A 22,728-nucleotide genomic window follows, 5' to 3' on the forward strand; every position below is an offset into this window, starting at 1 on the left:
AGGAAATGGAATTTAAAGATAGTTTATTAAAGTTATGCAATAAGGAAGATTTAACTGATGATGAGACTTATGAAGTAGGAAGATTCATTTTTAGTGGTGATGCTACTGAATCAGAGATAGCAGGAGGACTTTTAGCACTTAAGACAAAAGGGGAAAAAGTAAATGAAATAGCATATATAGCTAAGGCGATAAAAGATTATGCGCCAAAGTTTAATTATAAGCACAAAAATTTATTGGATAATTGTGGTACTGGTGGAGATGGTGCTAATACTTTTAATATTTCAACAACAGTTTCGTTTGTATTAGCAGCGCTTGGAGCAAAAGTAGCAAAGCATGGAAATAGAGCAATATCATCTAAGAGCGGATCTTCAGATGTGTTAACTGAATTAGGAGTTAAAATTGATTTAGATAATGAAGCAATGGAAAAGATATTAGAAGAAATAGGAATAGTGTTTATTTTTGCTCCTAATGTTCATAAAAAGATGAAGTACGTCATGCCAGTAAGAAGAGCATTAAAAATACCAACAGTATTAAATCTTATAGGACCATTAACAAATCCATTTGATTTAAATGGACAACTTTTGGGGGTACCAAGAAAAGAATATGTAGGAAAAATGGCAGAGGCACTAAAGATTTTAGGAAGAGAAAATGCAGTAGTTATTAATGGTGATAATAAAGTTGATGAAGCAATATTAACAGGAATAAATTATATATCTATATTAAAAAATGGTGAGATAGAAAATATTGAAGTAAAAGCAAGTGATTATGGAATTAAAGAAGTTTCATTAGAGGAAATAAAAGGTGGTACACCAAATGAAAATGCAGAAATACTAAAAGCTGTATTAAAAGGAGAAGAAGGACCTCATAGAGAAGTTGTAGTATTTAATGCAGCATTAGGACTTATAGCTTGTGGAATAACTGATACTATAGAAGAAGGAATTGAACTTAGTAAAAAGGCACTAGATACGGGAATAGCATATGAAAAATTAGAACAACTAATTGAAAGGAGCAATAACGTTGGAAGCAATATTAGATAAGATTATAAAAGAAAAGGAGAAAAGACTACCATCATTAAAGGAAGAAGCAAAAAATATTAATGATGTAGTAATGAAAAAAATATCATTTCTTAATGTATTAGAACAATCTGATGATGTTGTTATAATTGGAGAATTTAAGAGAGCATCTCCATCTAAAGGAGATATAAATATTTGCAATCCAGAAGATAAGATACCTTATTATGAAAAAGCAGGTTGTGGATGTGTATCAATTCTTACTGAAGAAAAGTTTTTTAAAGGAAACTTTAGTGATTTGAAACGTGGAAGAGAATTGATAGATATACCAATATTATGTAAAGATTTTATTATAGATAAATGTCAAATTGATTTAGCAAAGGCCAATGGTGCTAATGTAATATTATTAATATTCAAGATTTTAGATGATGATAAGTTTAAAGAATTATATGAATATGCAGTATCTAAGGGATTAGAAGTATTATGTGAAACTGCCGATGAAAAAGAGGTAGGAAGAGCTTTGAAATTTAATGTTCCTATTATAGGAATTAATAATAGAAATCTTAATAATTTCAACGTATCTTTCGAAAAGTTAGAAAGACTAGTAAAATATGCCAAGAGTGGTGGAGCATATATAGTCAGTGAAAGTGGAGTAAAAACAGCAGAAGACATAAAAAGGATAAGAGAACTTGGATGTAGTGCTGTTTTAATTGGAGAAACTTTTATGAAATCAGAAAATGTTGTTGAAACTATCAGCAATATAAGAGGTTATTAAATGAAAATTAAGATATGTGGAATAAAGGAAAAAGAACATGTAGCTTTGTTAGAGGAATTGAAGGTAGATTATGTTGGATTTGTTTTTTGCGATAGTAAAAGAAAAATTACTATAGAAAAAGCTAAAGAAATTTCTTGTGACTATAAAAATATAAAGAAAGTTGGAGTATTCCAGAATAATTCCAAAGAATTTATCTTAAAAGCCTATAATGAAGTTGGTTTAGATTTTGTGCAATTGCATGGTAATGAACCTGTAGAATTTGTAGAAAATTTACAGATTCCAGTTATTAAAGCTTTCAATTTGAGAGATAAAGATTCTATAAATAAAATAACACAATATAAGAATATTGCTAATTTAGCAGGATATTTAGTCGATGGAGCTAAAGGTGGAAGTGGAGAAGTATTTCAATGGAATTGGTTAAAAGAATTAAGTGATGATATAAGAGAAAAACTATTTTTAGCAGGTGGTATTAATGAAGAAAATTTAGAAAAAGCTATGCAAGAAGTTAAGCCTAAAGTTATTGATTTATCATCATATTTGGAAGTAAATGGAGTTAAATCTTCTCAAAAAATTAAAAGATTTATGAATAAAGTAAAAGAATTAAAAGAGAGGGGCTATTAATATGAGTAATTATTGCTATCCAGATAAAAGTGGATATTTTGGAGAATTTGGTGGGAGGTTCGTACCAGAAACATTAGTAGGTGAAGTTAAGAGATTAAAAGATTTTTATGATGAAATGAAAGAAGATGAAGGATTTAAAAAGGAAGTAGAATATTACTTCAAGGAATATGTAGGAAGAGAATCTCCTTTAACATTTTGCGCTAATTTAACTAAAAAGTTTGATGGGGTAAAGTTTTATTTAAAAAGAGAAGATTTAAATCATACAGGATCTCATAAAATTAATAATGCATTGGCACAAGCTATTCTTTGTAAGAGAATGGGGAAAAATAAAATTGTTGCAGAAACTGGAGCAGGACAACATGGAGTAGCAGCAGCAACAGCAGCAGCATTATTAAATCTTGAATGTATAGTATTTATGGGAGAAGTTGATGTAGAAAGACAAAAACTTAATGTTTTTAGAATGAAATTATTAGGTGCTAAAGTAGTGTCAGTAAGTAAAGGAAATGGAACATTAAAAGATGCTGTTAATGAAGCATTAAAATATTGGACTGAACATTGTAATGACACTCACTATTTAATAGGATCTGCTTTAGGACCACATCCATTTCCTGAAATGGTTAGAGATTTTCAAAGTGTAATAGGAAAAGAAACTAAAAAACAAATAATGAAGAAGGAAAACAGGCTTCCTGATGCAATAGTATCTTGTGTTGGAGGAGGAAGTAATGCAATAGGAATGTTTTATCCATTTATAGAAGATACTTCTGTAAAGTTATATGGAGCAGAAGCTGGTGGATTAGGTGTAAATACAGGAGAGCACGCAGCTACATTAGCAGAAGGTACTAAAGGAATATTGCATGGTTCTAAAATGTATCTTCTTCAAGATGAAAATGGACAAGTTAAAGAGCCGTATTCTATATCAGCTGGATTAGATTATCCAGGTGTAGGACCAGAACATTGTATGTTAAGAGATACAAAGAGAGCAATATATGAACCAATAAATGATGATGAGGCATTAGAGGCTTTTGAAATATTAACTAGAGAAGAGGGGATTATACCTGCTATAGAATCTGCACATGCTGTAGCATTGGCATTTAAAATTGCAAAGAGGATGAAGAAAGATGAAATTATAGTAATTAACTTATCTGGTAGAGGAGATAAAGATGTTGAGAGAATAGGAGTGATTTTAGGTGACAAATATAATTAAAATAAAAGATGCATTTAAGAATGAAAAAGCAGTAATGCCATATGTTATGTGTGGAGAAAAGTCAGTAGAAAAAACAATATCAGATATAAAATTTTTAGCTAAAGTAGGTGCCAATATAATAGAAGTCGGAGTTCCATATTCGGATCCTCTTGCCGATGGTGATGTAATTTATGCGGCAGCTACTAAGGCTATAAAAAATGGAATAACAGTTAAGGATGTTTTTCATATAATAGAAGAAGTAAGAAAAGAGGTAAATATTCCTTTAGTTATTATGACATATATAAATCCAGTAGTATGTTATGGATTAGAAGAATTTTTTAAGAAATGTGATGAACTTAAGGTAGAAGGAATTATAATTCCTGATTTACCACTTGAAGAAATAGATTTAGTTAAACCATATTTAGAAAAATACTCAATAGAATTTATACCACTAGTATCAATAAATTCATCAGAAGAAAGAGTAAAAAATTTATGTGAAATTAGTAATGGATTTTTATATGCAGTAAGTGTGCTTGGTATTACGGGGGAAAGAGAACGTTATCCACAATCTACTATTGATTATGTAAGAAAAATAAGAAAAATTTCATCATTACCAGTAGCTTTAGGATTTGGTGTAACAAGTAGAGAGCAAGTAGATGATATATATAATGATGTTGATGGATTAATAATAGGAACAAAGATTGTTAGATTATTAGAAGAAGAAAATTATGATGAATTAGAAAAGCTTATAAAAAGCTTAAAGCACTAGAATTACTTAATGTTATAAAATTATATAAATAAAGAGGCTGAAGCAAGAAGTTTATTAAGTTATGGTGCTTACAGCCTCTTTCAAGTTTAAAAGAAAATTTTAAATTATCATAAATACCTTAATTTATCGTAAGATATTTAATATTTTACTATATTGTGATAAAATAAATTAAATATTGGGGGTTATTCTAAAAAAAGGGGGGCTAAAATATGTTTAATATTTTTAACTTGCAGTCATTAGAAGAATTTTCGGATATAGCGAAAAATAATAGTATAATTGAGCAAGAAGAATATGATAAATATGATGTTAAAAGGGGTCTTAGAAACAATAATGGAACAGGAGTCTTAGTTGGATTAACAAAGGTAGGAAACGTACAAGGTTACGAAGTTGTTAATAATGAAAGAAAACCAGTCCCAGGAACCCTTAGTTATCGCGGTATCGATTTAAACGAAATAGTAGAAGGATTTCAAAAGGAAAATAGATTTGGGTTTGAAGAGGTTTGTTATTTATTATTATTAGGTAGTCTGCCTAATAGTAATCAATTAGAAGCATTTAAAGATATGCTTAAGAATTCGAGAAGTTTACCAAATGGTTTCACAGAAGATATGATTTTGAAAGCTCCAAGTAAGGATATAATGAATAAACTTCAAAGAAGTATATTAGTATTATATTCATATGATACTAATCCAGATGATAATTCTGTTAAGAATGTTCTAAGACAGAGTATTGAGTTAATTGCTAGGATACCATGTATGATTGCATATGGATATCAAGCAAAATCACATTATTATGATAAGAAAAGCCTTCACATTCATATACCAAGGCCAGAATTAAGTACAGCTGAAAATATATTATATATGATAAGACCAGACAATCAGTTTACTAAAAGTGAAGCTGAAATTTTAGATTTGGCTTTAGTAATTCATGCAGAACACGGTGGTGGAAATAATTCTACCTTTACTACCCATGTAGTTTCATCTGCTGGAACAGATACGTACTCTGCTATCTCTGCGGCTGTTGGTTCTTTGAAGGGAACAAAACATGGTGGAGCTAATATAAAAGTAATGGCTATGATGAAAAATATAAAAGAAAACGTATCTAATTGGGAAGATAAAGAAGAGATAGAAAATTATTTGAGAAAAATTTTAGATAAGAAGGCATTTGATAAAACAGGGTTAATATATGGTATGGGACATGCTGTATATACTATTTCAGATCCAAGAGCAGTACTATTAAAAAAGCAAGCATTTAAATTAGCAGAAGAAAAAGGTAGAATAGATGAATTTAATATTTATAGAAATGTAGAAGAAGTAACTAAAAAAATTTTTAAAGAAAGAGGAAGGAATATAGCTACAAATGTAGATTTATACTCAGGATTTGTATATGATATGCTAAATATACCAGTAGAACTCTATACACCTTTATTTGCTACTGCTAGGGTAGCAGGATGGTGTGCACATAGACTTGAGCAGATTGTATCTGAAAAGAAAATTATAAGACCTGCCTACAAGGGAATTAGAAAAAATGTAAGTTATGAAAAAATGGAAGATAGAGACGAAGATCAATGTTATACATTTTTGCCTAAAGAATAAATATTAAGAATAGAAGAGGATTGAATTACAAGTATTTGTGATTCAGTCCTTTCTTCGGTTTATTCTAGCTTTCTTAATAATTCATTAGATATGTTATGAATTGTGAATTTTCCCCCAAGGTTTTCTGAAATGAAATATATTAAAAGAAAAAAATAGGAAAAAATTAACAAATCTAATGACAAAAGTTTCCAATTACTATATAATCGATATTGAGGCCTATGAAGAAAAGGGGGGTATATTATGATTAAAGATTATAGTACTAGAATTATTCTATTAGTTCAGAATGCTGAGACGATTTTTACGTATTTTATAGTGTCTCCGGCAACAATAATAAGCTTTAATAGAAGATATGGGGATAATAGTTATAATAGTTCTAGTCCAATTTTAAAGTTATATTATAGTAATGGAGATACGTTTATAGAGGGAGAATCAATTTATATACATTCATTTGCAGATAGTTGGTACATACATCCTTGTAGGCAGGGAATAGATGCATTTGTGAAGTTGGGAAGGGTTCTTGAAAATGGTAAATTCGTAGAGTTGGCTAGATCTAATGTTATTTCAATTCCAAGGAATTCAGAATCATGGGATACTAACATAGTATATTCAGATATTTCTTATAGATTAAAGGAAGCAAAAGATATATTGTCTAAGGAAATAGTATCAAATTTATCAAAAGAATCTATAAGTAAGGTTAATTAGAATAAGGAGGAAATGAGATTGAAAAAAGGATATGTTGCATTAGTATTGCACTCACATTTACCATTTGTAAGACATCCAGATATAAATGATGCTTTAGAGGAAAGATGGCTCTTTGAAGTAATGTCTGAGTGTTACATGCCTTTATTGAAGGTTTATGAAAATTTATTAGATGAAGGAATAGATTTTAAGGTAACTATGTCAATAACGCCACCTCTTATGGAGATGTTAGAGGATGAATATTTAAATGAGAGATATTTTAAACATTTAAGAAAATTAATAGAGCTTACACAAAAAGAAATTGTTAGAACAAAAAATGATGAAAAAATGAATGCAGTAGCATATTTTTATAATGAAAGGTTTATTGAGCTATTAGAAATATACAATAAATATGATAGAAGAATTTTAAATGGTTTTAGAAGATTTAGTGAAAGTGGAAATTTAGAGATTATAACTTGTTCAGCTACTCATGCTTTATTACCATTATTAGAAATTAATGAGGAAACTGTAAAAGCTCAATTAACTACTGGAGTGGAAAATTATTATGAACATATGGGAAAGATGCCAAATGGAATTTGGCTTCCCGAATGTGCATATACATATAAATTGGAAAGTTATCTAAGAGATTTAGGAATAAAATATTTTATATGTGAGAGTAAAGGAATACAATATGGGTCACCTAGACCAAGGTATGGAACTGCAGCACCTGTGGTAACGCCTAATGGAGTTGTAGCTTTTGGTAGAGATGAGGAATCATCTCACCAAGTCTGGAGTTCATTTGCTGGATATCCTGGAGACGTTGATTACAGAGAATTTTATAGGGATATAGGTTTTGAATTACCTAAGGATTATATTGGTCCCTATATAAATGCAGGTGGAATACGAATTGATACAGGTATAAAATATCATAGGATAACTGGTAAGACGGAGAACAAAGATATATATAATAGAGAATGGGCAATGAATAAAGTGGAAAGTCATGCTAACCATTTCACTCATTCTAAGAATGATCAAATTGAAGAACTATCTAGGAATATGGATGTTGCACCTATTTTAACATGTCCATATGATACAGAATTATTTGGACATTGGTGGTTTGAAGGACCAGAATTTATAGAAAAGTTTATGAGAAAATCATGTGAGGATTGGACGAATTATCAGTTAATTACTCCTTGGGAATATATAAATAAATATCCAAGTATCCAGTGTTCTACACCATCGCCATCATCATGGGGAGCTGATGGTGATTATTCTGTATGGCTAAATGAGGGAAATGATTGGATATATAAAGAGTTACATCAATGTGAAGTTGCTATGACTAGATTAGCTAATACTTTTGATAGACCATCAGATATAGAAAGAAGAGCTTTAAATCAGGCAGCTAGGGAGTTGATGCTTGCAGAATCTTCAGATTGGCCATTTATAATAACTACTAATACAACTGTTAAATATGCTGTTAATAGAATTAATAGTCATATAAATAAATTTTCTAAGTTATATGATGATTTAACAAAGAAAGCTATAGAAGAGAAATCGTTAAATAACATGGAGAAGATTGATAATATATTTAAAAATATAGACTATACTTTATATAAATCAAAGTAATCTTATATAATAAAAGAAAATGAAAAGTCCCTAGAGGACTTTTTATTTGTAATTAAACTCTATATAATAAAGCTAAGCGTAATTTACATAATTTAAAGGAGAGATTATTATTAAAGATTTATTTGATACAAAAATAACTATTTTAAAGAATGGATTGAAAGTTATATCTATAAAGAAAGAAACTTCTTTAATTGCAATAAATTTAGGGGTAAAGATTGGATCTATATATGAAGCAAATAATGAGAAGGGGATATGTCATTTTATTGAACATATGCTATTTAAGGGTACTAAAAATAGAACAAATAAGGTATTAAATGATGAGCTTGAACAATTAGGTGGAGAGTATAATGCTTATACAGAATATAGTTCTACAGTATACAATATAACAGCACTTAAAGAGGAAGCAGAATCAGCATTAGAATTATTAGGGGATATGATTATTAATAGTAATTTTCCTAAAGCTGAAATGGAAAAAGAGAGAGAAGTAATATTGTCAGAGCTTAGATCTTCTAGGGACGATATAGAAGAATTATCATTTATAAAAATAAATAAGTATGGTTTTAATAGAAGTCCTTTAAAGTATGAAATTATAGGAGATGAAAAGAGAGTAAAGGCATTAAAAAGAGAGGATTTAATAGAATTTTATAGCAGATGGTATGTACCTTCTAATTCTTGTATATCTATAGCATCATCAATGGAACATAATGAAGTAATAGAATTAGTTGAAAAGTATTTTAATACATGGATTTATAAAAAAGTAATTCATCCTGAGGTTATTATAGAAGATAATAAGCCATTGACAAAGAGAAGTTACAAAAATGATATTGAACAAGGATCTATCTTGTACTTATATACATTTCATAATTTAAATAAAAAAGAAGAGTTAGCTTTAAAAATTTTAGAGCATAGATTAGGATCTTCAAATAATTCTATATTATTTAGGGAAGTTAGAGAAAATAAGGGATTGGCCTATGAAATATATTCTGAAATGAATATGTCTAAATCTATAAAGACGTTATATATTTATACAACAACTAATAAAGAAAATATAAATGAAGCTATGAGTACTATTGATGAATGTATTGAAAAAATTAACAATAGAGAGATAAAGTTCAATAAGAAGACAATAGATATAATGAAAAAAATTCTTAAGACAGCGGTAGTATCAACTTTAGAAGATGTTACAGACATAAGTAACTATGTACTTCATCAAGCATTAGATAATGAAGAGTTATATCAATTTGTTGATGATATGAAGGATATAGAAAATATAGATGCAGAAGATATATATAATGTTGGAGTTAAAGTATTCAAAAATCCTACAATACATATTTTACTTCCAAAGGAAAGTGATAGATATGAATAATATAATAACTAATATTGAGCTTTGTAAAAAGAATAAGGAAAGATCAAATATTTTTATAGATAACGAATTTGCTTTTGCTGTGTCAAATGAAATAATATATAAATTTCATTTAAAAATAAAAGGTAATATTGATATGGAGTTAATGTCAGAAATAATAAAAGAAGATAACTATGTAAAAGGAAAAGAAACTGCATTAAAATACATAGAAAGAAGTTATAAAACAGAAAGCGAAGTTAGAAAAAAATTATTGGATAAAGAATATGAAGAAGAGACTATAGACAGAATCATAGAATTTTTACGTAATTATAATTTTATAAATGATAATGAATATGTAGAAAGGTACTTGAAGGAAAAATTAAAGACTTATGGATATAAGTATGTTTACAATAAATTAATTCAAAAAGGAATAGAGAAAAATATCATTGATAAAGTATATGAGAATTCTAATAAGGAAGAAGAAGAAGTTGGAGCTTATGAATTAGCTAAAAATAAATATAAATCGTTAATTAGAAATGAAGAGACATACTTAAAAGCCTATAGAAAGTTATATGATTTCTTAATGAGAAAAGGGTATTCTAGTAACTTAGTGAAAAGTATAGTAGAAAGTATTTGTAATAAAGAAGATTTTCTTACTGATGAAAATGACAATAAAATGAAGGATTTAGCGAAGAAAAAATATTTAAAGGTTAAAGATAAAAATAAAACAATGACTTATTTATTATCCAAGGGATATGACTTTGATAAGGTGAAAGAGGTAGTTAATGATTTAGCAAATGAGAGGTGAATATGAGAAATATTAATCTAATTGATCTGCTTATAATAGTAATATTTATGTATTCAATTATAAAGGGAATTGTAGTTGGATATTCGTCCTATAATCTGAAAAGGAATATAATATCTTTTGAAAATACAATAATATTTTTTTTAAGTTTAGTTATTACTATTATTTTAGGCAAAAAATTTATAATGCCTAATTATATGGAGATAGTTAATCAAATTTCAAGTAAGTTAAATAATGATATAGGAAGCATCATAAGAAATGTGCCGAAAATTACAATTATTTTTTTGTATGTGGTAGTAAGCATTTTTATTATAAATATATTTATAGTATTTATGAGATTCATTAATAATAGGTTAATATTTAATGTTATTGATGGTGCAAATACAGAAATCAGAAAAAAAAATCGTAGTATTAGATTTTTCTTAGGAATGATATTTACAGTACCGAAAAGCATAATAATTACTATAATAGCTGTATTTCTTATAAGTATAAGTGGTGTATTGGTTCCTAATAATAAAATACTTCAATTGGTTGATGATAGTATAATATATAATAAAATTAATACAAAAGTAGTTTCTCCTGTATCTACATCATATGTTTTTAAATATATTCCTACAATATTAGATAATTCTTTTAAGGTAATTGGAAATGATTCTAATGTAGGAGATATTACATTATATAATGGAGTTACTATAGAAGATGGAATAAAATCTAATAATGATATAGATGAATTTGCTGTTGAATTAACTAAAAATATGAAAAGTGATAGAGATAAAGTTGAAAAATTATATATGTGGATAAGCTCTAATATAAAATATGATTATGAAAAAGCCGGCAATATAATGGAGGAGAATTATGTAAATGATTCAGGAGCAATAACTGCTTTTAATAGCAAAAAAGGAGTATGCTTTGATTATTCTTGTTTATTAGTATCATTTTGTAGAGCTATAGATATAAAATCAAGAATTGTAACGGGACAAGGCTTTACAGGAACTCAATGGGCACCTCATGCTTGGAATGAAGTATATTTAGAAGATGAAGATAAGTGGATAAATGTAGATACTACTTTTGCTGTCAGTGGATATTATTTTGACTCATATAATTTCGATAAAGATCATATAAAGGAATCAGTTATTGGTCAGTGGTAATTAATAATTTATAATATAAAGTTTTAATAAAAGATATAGAATAAAAAAATAGGCTCTCGTAATAACAAACGGAAATTTGTTGACGAGAGCCTCTTTTAGTACACAGTTTTCAGTGCACAGTGCACAGTAATGGTAGAAATTCTTGTAGAATTTCTTAGATTATAAGTGGGATGCATTAAGTTGGGAGTAAGACTTATTTTATAATTAGAATTATTATTGTGATACTGATTTACAGGGGACTGATGAAAGCTTTGCTTTCATGTATATCATATTTAATTCATAATTACATAAGCTACTTACCCCAGCTAAACTCGCTGTCCGCAGGACTATAATATTTTCCCTACAGGGGAAAATTAACCTTTACTGTGAACTGATAATTGTGAACTGTGCACTGTCACTAATTTGTTGGTTCTTTTCTTAGTTTCTTTAAAATTAAATTTATAGCTTTATCACAATCTTCATCTTCAGGATTTAGTGCCCATGCAGTATTAAAATAAACTAAGGCTTTTTTGTTATTAAGAGAATGAGCATAACAATAGGCTAAATTAAAATAGTATTTAGAATCAATTTTAAGAGCTAAAGCTTTATTTAATAGTTCTATTGCATCAGTATATTCCTTGAGTTTTATATGACAAACAGCAGCATTATATAATGCATCTGGTTCATTTTCTCTTATCTCGAAAGCTTTTTCATATAAAGATAGAGCTTTTTTGTACTCTTTTTTTGCATAATATAAATTTCCTTCATCAAAATAATTCATATATACCTCCTTGATAGAATTTATATTTAAATTATGGACAAAATAGAATTTTTAATTCACAGATATTAGATAATCGTAATTTATTATATTGAAAATATGGTATTATTGTGTATATACTTAAAAACATGTTATAATGAATTTCAATAAGCACCACTGAGTATATGGGTAATATTTATAACAAGTGGCAGTATTTAAGGGGTGGACTAGTAATGAATAAAAATTTGAGATTAGGTATAGATGTAGGTTCTACTACAGTTAAAGTAGTTGTATTGAATTCTTCGTATGATGTTATTTTTAGTAAATATACTAGACATTATTCAGATATTAAACTTACAACTATAAATGTTCTTAAGGAGACCTATGATAAAATTAAAAATAAAAATGTAAAAGTTAATGTAACTGGATCAGGTGGATTAGAAATAGCAGATATATTAAATGTAGAATTTATACAAGAGGTTATTGCATGTACTAATACTGTTGAAAGATATATAAAAGATACAGATGTAGCAATAGAACTAGGGGGAGAAGATGCTAAAATAACTTATTTTGGATCCACATTAGAACAAAGGATGAATGGAACTTGTGCAGGTGGAACCGGTGCTTTCATAGATCAAATGGCATCTTTACTAGAAACTGATGCAATGGGTTTAAATGAACTAGCTAAAGAACATAAAATTATATATCCAATAGCTTCTAGGTGTGGTGTATTTGCTAAAACAGATATACAACCATTAATTAATGAAGGTGCAGCAAAAGAAGATATAGCAGCATCTATATTTCAGGCTGTAGTTAATCAGACAATTAGTGGCTTAGCTTGTGGAAAGCCTATTAAAGGTAAAGTAGCTTTCCTCGGTGGTCCTTTGTATTTTTTATCTGAACTTAGAGCTAGATTTATAGAAACATTAAATTTATCTAAAGAAAATACAGTGTTGCCTGAGAATTCTCAATTATTTGTTGCTATGGGGGCCGCATTAGCTTCTGAAACTGCAAAAGTAGAAAATTTAGAAGAATTAATATCTAAGCTAGAAAATAGTGATAGTGTTATACATCATGATAACGTATTAGAACCGCTTTTTAAGGATGAAGTAGCATATAATGAGTTCAAATCTAGACATGAAAAGGATAAAGTTGAATTTATGCCTATAGATTCCTATAAGGGAAATTGCTATTTAGGAATTGATGCTGGTTCTACAACAACTAAAATTGTATTAATTAATGAAGAAGGAAATATTATCTATTCTTTTTATGATAATAATAGGGGTGAACCCTTACAACTAGTACTTAAAGAAATAGAAAAAATATATGATATTTTGCCAAGTGATGTTAATATAGTATATTCAGCAGTAACAGGATATGGTGAATCATTAATAAAAAATGCTTTAAAAATTGATGAAGGAGAAGTAGAAACTTTAGCCCACTATAAAGGTTCTAGTAGATTCTTAGATGGAGTAGAGTTTATTTTAGATATAGGTGGACAAGATATGAAAGCAATAAAGGTTAAGGATGGCATAGTTCAGTCAGTAGTTCTTAATGAAGCTTGTTCATCAGGTTGTGGTTCTTTCATAGAAACTTTTGCTACATCATTATCTATGAATATAGAAGAGTTTGCGCAAGTAGGGATTAGAGCGAAAAATCCAGTAGATTTAGGAAGTAGATGTACTGTATTTATGAATTCAAAAGTTAAACATGCTCAAAAGGAAGGTGCTGAAATAGGTGATATTTCCGCTGGATTAGCTTATTCAGTTATTAAGAATGCATTATATAAAGTTATAAAAATTAAGGATCCTGAAGAATTAGGGAAAAAGGTTATCGTTCAAGGTGGAACATTTTTAAATGATGCGGTTCTTAGAGCGTTAGAGATTACATTAGGTAAAAATGTTGTGAGACCTAACATAGCAGGACTTATGGGAGCTTATGGTGCCGCATTAATAGCTAAAGAAAGATATCAAGGGAAAAAGACTACTTTGTTATCAAAAGGAGAAATAAGTGAATTTTCTGTGGAAAAGAAGTTTACTCATTGTGGTGGCTGTGGAAATAAATGCATGCTAACTATCAATATTTTCAATGATGGAAGAAGATTTATATCTGGTAACAAATGTGAAAAGCCCCTTGGAAATAGTGAAAATAAATTAGATATACCTAATTTATATGAATATAAGTATAAAAAGATTTTTGACTATAAGCCATTAGAGGAAGAAAAGTGTACAAGAGGTGTAGTAGGTATTCCTAGAGTTTTAAATATGTATGAAGATTATCCGTTTTGGCATACATTCTTTTCAGAATTGGGATTTTCAGTTAAACTTTCAAGTAGGTCATCAAAGGGAATATATGAAAAAGGAATAGAAACAATACCTTCGGAATCTGTATGTTATCCAGCAAAAATAACTCATGGGCATATAATGGATTTGATAGAAAACGGAGTTAAGTTTATTTTTTATCCTTCAATACCATATGAAAGAAAAGAGTATGAAAATGTTGATAATCATTATAATTGTCCTATAGTAACTTCTTATCCAGAAGTTATAAACAATAATATTGAAGAGTTAAGAGATAAAGATATTAATTTCAAGTATACTTTTGTAAATTTAAATTCAAAGAAATCTATAAAGAAGCAGTTATATAAAGATTTATGTGAATTTAATATATCTGAAAAGGATATAAATAATGCAGTAGATATAGCATATGAAGAGTTAATAAGAGTAAAAAATGATATACAAGCTAAAGGTGAAGAAACCTTAAAGTATATAGAAAAAAATAATATAAAAGGTATTGTTGTATCAGGTAGACCATATCATGTAGATCCAGAAATAAATCATGGACTTACAAAGATAATAACATCTGAAGGAATGGCAGTACTTACAGAAGATTCAGTAGCTCATTTAGGTAATTTAAATGAACATCTTAGAGTTATGGATCAATGGGCTTATCATAGTAGATTGTATAGAGCAGCAGCTTTTGTAAGAACTAGAAGGGACCTAGAACTTATACAGTTAACTTCATTCGGTTGTGGATTAGATGCTGTAACATCTGATCAAGTACAAGAAATATTAAGTAGAGGAAATAAGATATATACTCTATTAAAGATTGATGAAGGAAGCAATTTAGGTGCTATTAGAATAAGAATTAGATCTCTTAAAGCAGCAATCAAAGAAAGAGAAAATGGACAAGATAATGAGATAGTAATTAAGAAACCTAAAGAAAGAGTGCGATTTACTAAGGAAATGAAAAAGACCCATAAAATTTTAGCTCCACAAATGTCACCTATACATTTTCAACTTTTACAACCTGCTTTTGATAAGTCAGGATATGATGTGGAGATTCTACAAGAAGTAGAAAAGGCAGATATTGAGGAAGGACTAAAATACATAAATAATGATGCTTGTTATCCAGCAATAATAGTTATAGGACAAATGATAAGAGCATTAAAAAGTGGACGCTATGATTTAAATAATATTTCTCTTATTATGACCCAAACAGGGGGAGGATGTAGAGCTTCAAATTACATTGCCTTTTTACGTAAAGCTTTAGCAGATCTTCATATGGATCAAATACCAGTTATATCTTTAAATGCTGCTGGATTAGAAGATAACCCAGGATTTAAGATAACATTACCTATGGTAAAAAGAGCTATGATGGCATTGGTATATGGAGACTTATTTATGAATGTATTATATAAAGTAAGACCATATGAAAAAGAAAAAGGTGCAGCTAATAGGTTATATAATAAGTGGGTTGAAATAGTTAAAGAGAATGTTGAAGATGGAAATAGTAGAGTATTTAAGAATAATGTACGTAATATAGTAAAAGAATTCGATGAATTAGAATTATTAGATATTAAGAAGCCTAAGGTAGGAATTGTAGGAGAAATTCTTGTTAAATTCCATCCAGTAGCAAATAATTATGCTGTAGATATAATTGAAAAAGAAGGCGGAGAAGCTGTAGTCCCTGAACTTTTAGATTTCTTTATGTATTGTGCTGAAAATAGTAAATTTAAGCATAGCTGTTTAGATGCATCACTACTATCTGTTTTTACAGGAGATGTAGTAATAAAATATTTAGAGCATCATAGAAAAATAGTTAAAGAAGAATTAAAGAAAAGTAAAAGATTTAAAGCACCACATACTATTGGAGAACTAGCTAATAAAGCAGGAAAAATAATGTCTCTTGGACATCAAACAGGAGAAGGTTGGTTCCTTACAGGTGAGATGATGGGATTATTAGATGATGGAGTTAACAATATAATATGTATGCAACCTTTTGCTTGTCTACCAAATCATGTTGTAGGTAAGGGAATGATTAAAGAGCTTAGAAGACATTATCCACTTGCTAATATAGTACCTATAGATTATGATCCAGGAGCATCAGAGGTAAACCAATTAAATAGAATTAAGCTTATGATGTCAGCAGCATTTAAAAATATGGATAAAGAGCAAAGTATTGATAATGCTATTTCACCAAAAGAGAACATAGATAAAAATCAATTACAAGGTCAATTATCTTGACAATAGTAAATCTTTGTTTATAATTAATATTATAATTTAATAGATAAACTAAGATGAAGAGGAGTAGTGAAATTACTTACTATAAAGAGAAAGAAATTTATAAGCTGGGAGATTTCTTAGTAAAGTGTTCATGAAGGTAGCTTCGGAGTTTTTCTGGTGAATCAGAAGTAGTCAGAAACGGAAAATAACCGTTATTATAAAAGAGCTAAAATTATTATTTTAGAACTAAGGTGGTACCGCGCATAGTCGTCCTTTTGGAGCTATGCGCGTTTTTTTGCACATAAATCAAAACCGTGTTATGTGTAAGGTGTAAAGTGTCATTTTCTATTTATGTAGTAACTGTGCACTATGCACTGTACACTGTGCACTAAAAGCGGAGGTAATAGTATGGAAGAAAAGAATATTTCAATGTCAAAGACTTATGATCCTAAATCTTTTGAAGATAGAATATATAAGTGGTGGGAAGAAAAGAAGTTTTTTACTCCAAAGGTAGATAAAAATAAAAAGCCATATACAATAATCATGCCACCACCAAACATCACAGGCCAATTACATCTAGGTCATGCATTAGATAATACATTACAGGATGTACTAATAAGAACTAAGAGAATGCAAGGTTATTCTACACTTTGGCTTCCAGGTCAAGATCATGCATCTATTGCAACTGAAGTTAAAGTTGAAAATGAATTATTAAAAGTAGGACTTAAAAAGAAAGAAATGGGAAGAGAAGCATTTCTTGAAAAAGTATGGGAATGGACTGATAAGTATAGAAATACTATAAGAAATCAGCTTAAAAGAGTAGGTGTTTCAGCGGATTTTACTAGAGAATGCTTTACAATGGACGAAAATTTAAATAAAGCTGTTAAAACAGTTTTTGTGAAGTTATATGAAGAAGGACTTATTTATCAAGGAAACAGAATAACTAACTGGTGCCCTAACTGTCAAACTGCTTTATCAGATGCAGAAATAGAATATAAAGAAAGTGCAGGACACTTCTGGCATATAAATTATCCAGTTAAAGATAGTGATGAATTTGTAGAGATAGCTACAACAAGACCAGAAACACTATTAGGAGATACTGCTGTTGCTGTTAATCCAGAAGATGAAAGATATAAACATCTTATAGGTAAAACATTAATTCTTCCTTTAGTAGGTAGAGAAATACCTGTAGTAGCCGATGATTATGTTGATAAGGAATTTGGAACTGGATGTGTTAAAATAACTCCAGCTCATGATCCTAACGATTATTTAGTAGGTAAAAGACACAATTTACCTGAAATCAGTGTTATGACACTAGATGGTAAAATTGTAGAAGGTTACGGAAAATATTCTGGTATGGACAGATATGATGCAAGAAAAGAAATGATTAAGGATCTTGAAGAAGCAGGACTTTTAGTTAAAGTTAAAGATCATACTCATAATGTATCAACTCATGATAGATGTGGTAAAGTAATAGAGCCAATGATATCAAAACAATGGTATGTTAAGATGGAAGAATTAGCAAAACCAGCAATAGAAGCCGTAAGAAATGGTGATACAGAGTTTGTACCTCAAAGATTTGATAAGATTTATTTCAACTGGATGGAAAATATCCAAGATTGGTGTATTTCAAGACAATTATGGTGGGGGCATAGAATACCAGTATGGTACTGTAAAGATTGTGGTGAATTAACAGTATCAGTAGAAGATGCTACTAAGTGTTGTAAGTGCGGTTCAACTAATATTGAACAAGATAATGATGTTTTAGATACTTGGTTCTCATCAGCATTATGGCCTTTCTCAACTCTTGGATGGCCAGAAAAGACTCCAGATTTAGAATATTTCTATCCAACTGATGTATTAGTTACAGGATACGATATAATATTTTTCTGGGTAGCAAGAATGATCTTCTCATCAATAAACAATATGGGAGAAACTCCATTTAAGCATGTATTAATTCATGGTTTAGTTAGAGATGCTGAAGGTAGAAAGATGAGTAAATCTTTAGGAAATGGTGTAGATCCACTTGAAGTTATCGATACTTATGGGGCAGACGCATTACGTTTTATGCTTATAACTGGTAATGCTCCAGGAAACGATATTAGATTTAAGATGGAAAAAGTTGAAGCAGCAAGAAACTTTGCTAATAAGATATGGAATGCATCTAGATTCGTAATGATGAACTTAGATGAAGAATTATTGAATAAATATAAAGAATGTACTAATTATTCATTAGCAGATAAGTGGATATTAGATAGATTCAACAGATTAACAAAAGAAGTTACAGAAAACATTGAGAAATTTGATTTAGGTATTGCAGCACAAAAAATCTACGACTTTATGTGGACTGAATTCTGTGATTGGTATATTGAACTTGTTAAACCAGTATTCTGGGGAGAAGATGAAGAAGCTAAAGGTGTAGCGTATAACGTACTTAAGAAAGTACTTGTTGGTGGATTACAATTACTTCATCCATTTATGCCATATATAACAGAGGAAATATATAGTCACTTAAATTGTGAGTATGAATCAATTGCAATTTCTAAGTGGCCAGAATTTACAGAAGATTTAGTAGATGAAAATGCTGAAAAAGAAATGAACTTGATTATAGAAGCTATTAAGAGCTTAAGAAATGTAAGAGCAGAAATGAATGTACCACCATCAAAGAAGGCTAAAGTTTCAATCTATACTGTTGATGAAAAAGAAGCTTTTGAAAAAGGTATAATCTATTTAGAAAAGTTAGGCTCAGCTTCAGAAGTTGAATTTGTAAGTTCTAAAGATGATGCACCAGAAAATTCAGTTACAGCTGTAACATCAGGAGCAGAATTATATATGCCATTATTAGATCTTATCGATCTTGAAAAGGAACTTGAAAGATTAAATAAAGAAAAAGATAAACTTCAAAGTGAAATAGATAGAGTAGAAAAGAAGTTATCTAATGAAAGATTTGTATCTAAGGCACCAGAGGCAGTAGTTGCAGAAGAAAAAGCTAAAGGTGAAAAGTATAAAGAAATGTATAAAGCTGTAGTAGAAAGGCTTGAAGCACTACAAAAATAGAAAATACAATAAGAAGAGGGGCTGTACTCTAAAGTGCAAACAGCCCCCTTATTCAAAAGCTAAGGGGTTGATATTTGTGGCAGAAGAAAACAAGTCTTCAAATTTTATAAAAACGATAATAAGCAATGATTTAGAAAGCGGAAAATATAAAGAAATAGTTACACGTTTTCCACCAGAGCCTAATGGTTATCTTCACATAGGTCATGCAAAATCAATAATATTAAATTTTGGAGTGGCTGATGAATTTGGTGGAAAAACAAATTTAAGATTTGATGATACAAATCCTGTTAAAGAAGATACAGAGTATGTAGAGTCAATTAAAGAAGATGTAAAATGGCTTGGTTATGATTGGGATAATTTATTCTTTGCATCAGATTATTTTGACTATATGTATGAAAAAGCTATATTACTTATAAAAAAAGGATTAGCTTATGTATGTGATTTGACACCAGAAGAAATAAGAGATTATAGAGGAACACTTACAGAGCCGGGGAAAGAAAGTCCTTATAGAAATAGAACCATAGAAGAAAATCTACAATTATTTGAAGAGATGAAGAATGGAAAGTATAAGGATGGAGAGAAAGTTTTAAGAGCTAAAATAGATATGGCGTCTCCTAATATAAATATGAGGGATCCTATAATATACAGAATAGCTCATGCTACACATCATAATACTGGAGATAAATGGTGTATATATCCAATGTATGATTTTGCACATCCTTTAGAAGATGCTCATGAAGGTATAACTCATTCAATCTGTACATTAGAATTTGCAGATCATAGACCTTTGTATGATTGGATAATTAAAGAATGTGAAACAGAATATGTACCAAAGCAATATGAATTTGCAAGATTAAATATAACTAATACTGTTATGAGTAAGAGAAAGTTAAAATTACTAGTAGATGAAGGTATAGTTGATGGTTGGGATGATCCTAGAATGCCAACAATAGCTGGTCTTAGAAGAAGAGGATATACAGCAGAAGCTATAAGAAATTTCTGTAAGGAAATAGGTGTAGCAAAAGCAGCATCAACAGTAGATTCTGCTATGCTTGATTACTTTGTAAGAGAGGATTTAAATATAAAAGCGCCAAGAACAATGGCAATTTTAGATCCATTAAAATTAGTTATAACTAATTATCCAGAAGGTGAAGAAGAAATTCTTGAAATAGAGAACAATCCTCATGATGAAAATTCTGATAAGAGAAAAGTACCATTTTCAAGAGAAATATATATTGAAAGAGAAGATTTCATGGAAAATCCTCCAAAGAAATATTTTAGACTATTCCCGGGTAATGAAGTTAGACTTAAGGGAGCATACTTTGTAAAGTGTAATGAAGTTATTAAGGATGAAGATGGAAATGTAACAGAAATACATTGTACTTATGATCCAGAAACTAAAAGTGGTAGCGGATTTACAGGAAGAAAAGTTAAAGGAACAATACATTGGGTTAGTGCTAAACATTGTGCTAAAGCCGAGTTTAGATTATATGAACCACTTATTTTAGATTCAGAAGAAGAGGAAGAAGAAAATAAACACTTCTTAGAGAAGATAAATCCAAATTCTCTTGTATCAAAAGAAGGATTAATAGAAGATAGTTTATTATCAGCTGAAAAAGGAGATGCATTCCAATTCTTTAGACACGGTTACTTTAATGTAGATTCTAAATTATCAACAAAAGAAAAACCAGTATTTAATAGAATAGTATCATTAAAGAGTTCATTTAAGTTATAAGACAAAGGACTGAAATTCAATAAATTATTGAATTTCAGTCCTTTTTTATTTCTAAGAAACGACAGAGTTTTATACTTGGTAAATGTTACAATTAATAATATATAACAGCAGTTAACCTGTGCCTTGTGCCCTCATACTTGTGCCTTGTCTTGTGCACTGCCTCAGTTTGTTGCCGATTTTTTTACAGGGTATAAATAATCATTAATTGATTGAGACAAGTTATTTGCTTTAGATAATAGTAATAATCCATTGCTTTTATCAATGTATTCTGTATAAGTCATAATTTCTATAAGATATTGAGATTTAGTTATTTCTTTTAAAGCTTCTTGAAGAATATCAAGTTCTGAAGTAGTTTTATTTTTAGTATCTAGATTATCTAAAATTAAACAAAATTTATTAAGGGTCTTTTTTAGTTCTGCAACAAAAACAGTAGCTCTATTTTCTTTAGTTAAGTTATGACATAACTCTTTAGCCATTATTGCAAAAGATAAAAAATTCTTTTTTATTATATTAATGATAATCATCTCCAATTTAACAAATTAATTATATATTGTAATTATATCCATAAAACAAATAAACATACATGTAATTCAATAATTCGTATATAAATTGATAATTACAAAATTTTAGTGGTACAATATCATATATTACAATAAATAGGAGAAGTGGATAAAATGAGAATAATACATACAGATGGAAAAGATAAAAGATTCGAAAATCTTTGTTGTGAACTTGATAAGTATTTGAATAATATAATTGGAGAAGAAAAGCAACAAGATCAATATAACAGATATAATACCCTTGAAGATATACATGATGTTATTTTGATTACAGATAAAAGTGATGTTTTAGCTTGTGGTGGATTTAAAAGATATGATGAGTTTACTGCAGAAGTAAAACGAGTGTATGTGAAAGAAAACGCAAGAAGACATGGACTTGGGAAAACTGTAATGGATGAAATTGAAAAAGTAGCCTTAAAAAAGGGATATAAAAATCTTATTTTAGAAACAGGAAGGGCTCTGAAAGGTGCTCAAAAGATGTATAGAAAGCTAGGATTTGAGGTTATTAATAATTTTGGTCAGTATATTGGCAATGATGAATCTATATGTATGAAGAAGATAATTTGAGTTAAGAAAATAAATAATA

Annotated in this window: 17 protein-coding genes and 1 other annotated feature; of the genes, 15 read left to right on the forward strand and 2 right to left on the reverse strand. The window is 29.1% G+C overall.

The features are described from left to right. Nucleotides 1-5: 5 nt before the first annotated feature. The 11 genes from trpD to CM240_RS16710 all read left to right on the forward strand — a co-directional run bounded on the left by trpD (nt 6) and on the right by CM240_RS16710 (nt 11,549). Entirely contained in the window at nt 6-1,037 is a 1,032-nt protein-coding gene (gene trpD, locus CM240_RS03690) for an anthranilate phosphoribosyltransferase (RefSeq protein WP_044036575.1), read from the forward strand. After that, the gene (locus tag CM240_RS03695; RefSeq protein WP_044036577.1) at nt 1,018-1,785 is read left to right on the forward strand and encodes an indole-3-glycerol phosphate synthase TrpC; all 768 of its coding nucleotides are present in this window, start codon (nt 1,018-1,020) and stop codon (nt 1,783-1,785) included. Before trpD ends, CM240_RS03695 begins: the two co-directional genes overlap by 20 nt. Beyond that, a complete protein-coding gene (locus CM240_RS03700; RefSeq protein WP_044036579.1) occupies nt 1,786-2,406 on the forward strand; it encodes a phosphoribosylanthranilate isomerase in 621 nt (206 codons plus the stop codon). Nucleotide 2,407: 1 nt separating this feature from the next. Then, on the forward strand, nt 2,408-3,610 hold the full coding sequence (trpB, locus tag CM240_RS03705; RefSeq protein ID WP_044036581.1) for a tryptophan synthase subunit beta: 1,203 nt from the start codon (nt 2,408-2,410) through the stop codon (nt 3,608-3,610). Further along, entirely contained in the window at nt 3,594-4,358 is a 765-nt protein-coding gene (trpA, locus tag CM240_RS03710) for a tryptophan synthase subunit alpha (RefSeq protein ID WP_044036582.1), read from the forward strand. The genes trpB and trpA overlap by 17 nt, the downstream gene beginning before the upstream one ends. Nucleotides 4,359-4,567: 209 nt before the next feature. After that, nucleotides 4,568-5,950 carry a citrate/2-methylcitrate synthase gene (locus tag CM240_RS03715; protein ID WP_051483665.1) on the forward strand — a complete coding sequence of 461 codons (1,383 nt, stop codon included), beginning with the start codon at nt 4,568-4,570 and terminating at the stop codon, nt 5,948-5,950. A 240-nt stretch (nt 5,951-6,190) separates the two neighbouring features. Continuing rightward, a complete protein-coding gene (locus CM240_RS03720; RefSeq protein WP_044036584.1) occupies nt 6,191-6,652 on the forward strand; it encodes a DUF4912 domain-containing protein in 462 nt (153 codons plus the stop codon). 18 nt (nt 6,653-6,670) lie between these two features. Further along, on the forward strand, nt 6,671-8,254 hold the full coding sequence (locus CM240_RS03725; protein WP_044036586.1) for a glycoside hydrolase family 57 protein: 1,584 nt from the start codon (nt 6,671-6,673) through the stop codon (nt 8,252-8,254). A 106-nt stretch (nt 8,255-8,360) separates the two neighbouring features. After that, a complete protein-coding gene (locus CM240_RS03730) occupies nt 8,361-9,620 on the forward strand; it encodes a M16 family metallopeptidase (RefSeq protein WP_044036588.1) in 1,260 nt (419 codons plus the stop codon). Next, the gene (gene recX, locus CM240_RS03735) at nt 9,613-10,404 is read left to right on the forward strand and encodes a recombination regulator RecX (RefSeq protein WP_044036590.1); all 792 of its coding nucleotides are present in this window, start codon (nt 9,613-9,615) and stop codon (nt 10,402-10,404) included. The genes CM240_RS03730 and recX overlap by 8 nt, the downstream gene beginning before the upstream one ends. A gap of 2 nt (nt 10,405-10,406) precedes the next feature. Continuing rightward, on the forward strand, nt 10,407-11,549 hold the full coding sequence (locus CM240_RS16710; RefSeq protein WP_051483666.1) for a transglutaminase-like domain-containing protein: 1,143 nt from the start codon (nt 10,407-10,409) through the stop codon (nt 11,547-11,549). A gap of 397 nt (nt 11,550-11,946) precedes the next feature. Here the strand turns inward: CM240_RS16710 and CM240_RS03745 are convergent, their stop codons facing one another. Then, a complete protein-coding gene (locus CM240_RS03745; RefSeq protein WP_044036591.1) occupies nt 11,947-12,309 on the reverse strand; it encodes a tetratricopeptide repeat protein in 363 nt (120 codons plus the stop codon). A gap of 209 nt (nt 12,310-12,518) precedes the next feature. Here CM240_RS03745 and CM240_RS03750 point away from each other — a divergent pair, with 209 nt between their 5' ends. The 3 genes from CM240_RS03750 (at nt 12,519) to CM240_RS03760 (ending at nt 21,582) form a co-directional block, all read left to right on the forward strand. After that, a complete protein-coding gene (locus tag CM240_RS03750; RefSeq protein ID WP_044036593.1) occupies nt 12,519-16,811 on the forward strand; it encodes a 2-hydroxyacyl-CoA dehydratase in 4,293 nt (1,430 codons plus the stop codon). 41 nt (nt 16,812-16,852) lie between these two features. Next, nucleotides 16,853-17,068, forward strand: a binding site (T-box leader). A 130-nt stretch (nt 17,069-17,198) separates the two neighbouring features. Continuing rightward, complete coding sequence (locus CM240_RS03755; RefSeq protein WP_044036595.1) at nt 17,199-19,847, forward strand: valine--tRNA ligase; 2,649 nt, start codon at nt 17,199-17,201, stop codon at nt 19,845-19,847. A gap of 76 nt (nt 19,848-19,923) precedes the next feature. Further along, on the forward strand, nt 19,924-21,582 hold the full coding sequence (locus tag CM240_RS03760) for a glutamine--tRNA ligase/YqeY domain fusion protein (RefSeq protein ID WP_044036597.1): 1,659 nt from the start codon (nt 19,924-19,926) through the stop codon (nt 21,580-21,582). Between the two features lie 161 nt (nt 21,583-21,743). Here the strand turns inward: CM240_RS03760 and CM240_RS03765 are convergent, their stop codons facing one another. Then, complete coding sequence (locus CM240_RS03765; RefSeq protein ID WP_044036599.1) at nt 21,744-22,106, reverse strand: hypothetical protein; 363 nt, start codon at nt 22,104-22,106, stop codon at nt 21,744-21,746. 150 nt (nt 22,107-22,256) lie between these two features. Between CM240_RS03765 and CM240_RS03770 the strand changes: the two genes are divergently transcribed. Further along, on the forward strand, nt 22,257-22,709 hold the full coding sequence (locus CM240_RS03770) for a GNAT family N-acetyltransferase (protein WP_044036600.1): 453 nt from the start codon (nt 22,257-22,259) through the stop codon (nt 22,707-22,709). The last annotated feature ends 19 nt before the right edge of the window (nt 22,710-22,728 follow it).

The organism is Clostridium bornimense, assembly GCF_000577895.1.
Lineage (GTDB): Bacteria > Bacillota > Clostridia > Clostridiales > Clostridiaceae > Clostridium_AN > Clostridium_AN bornimense.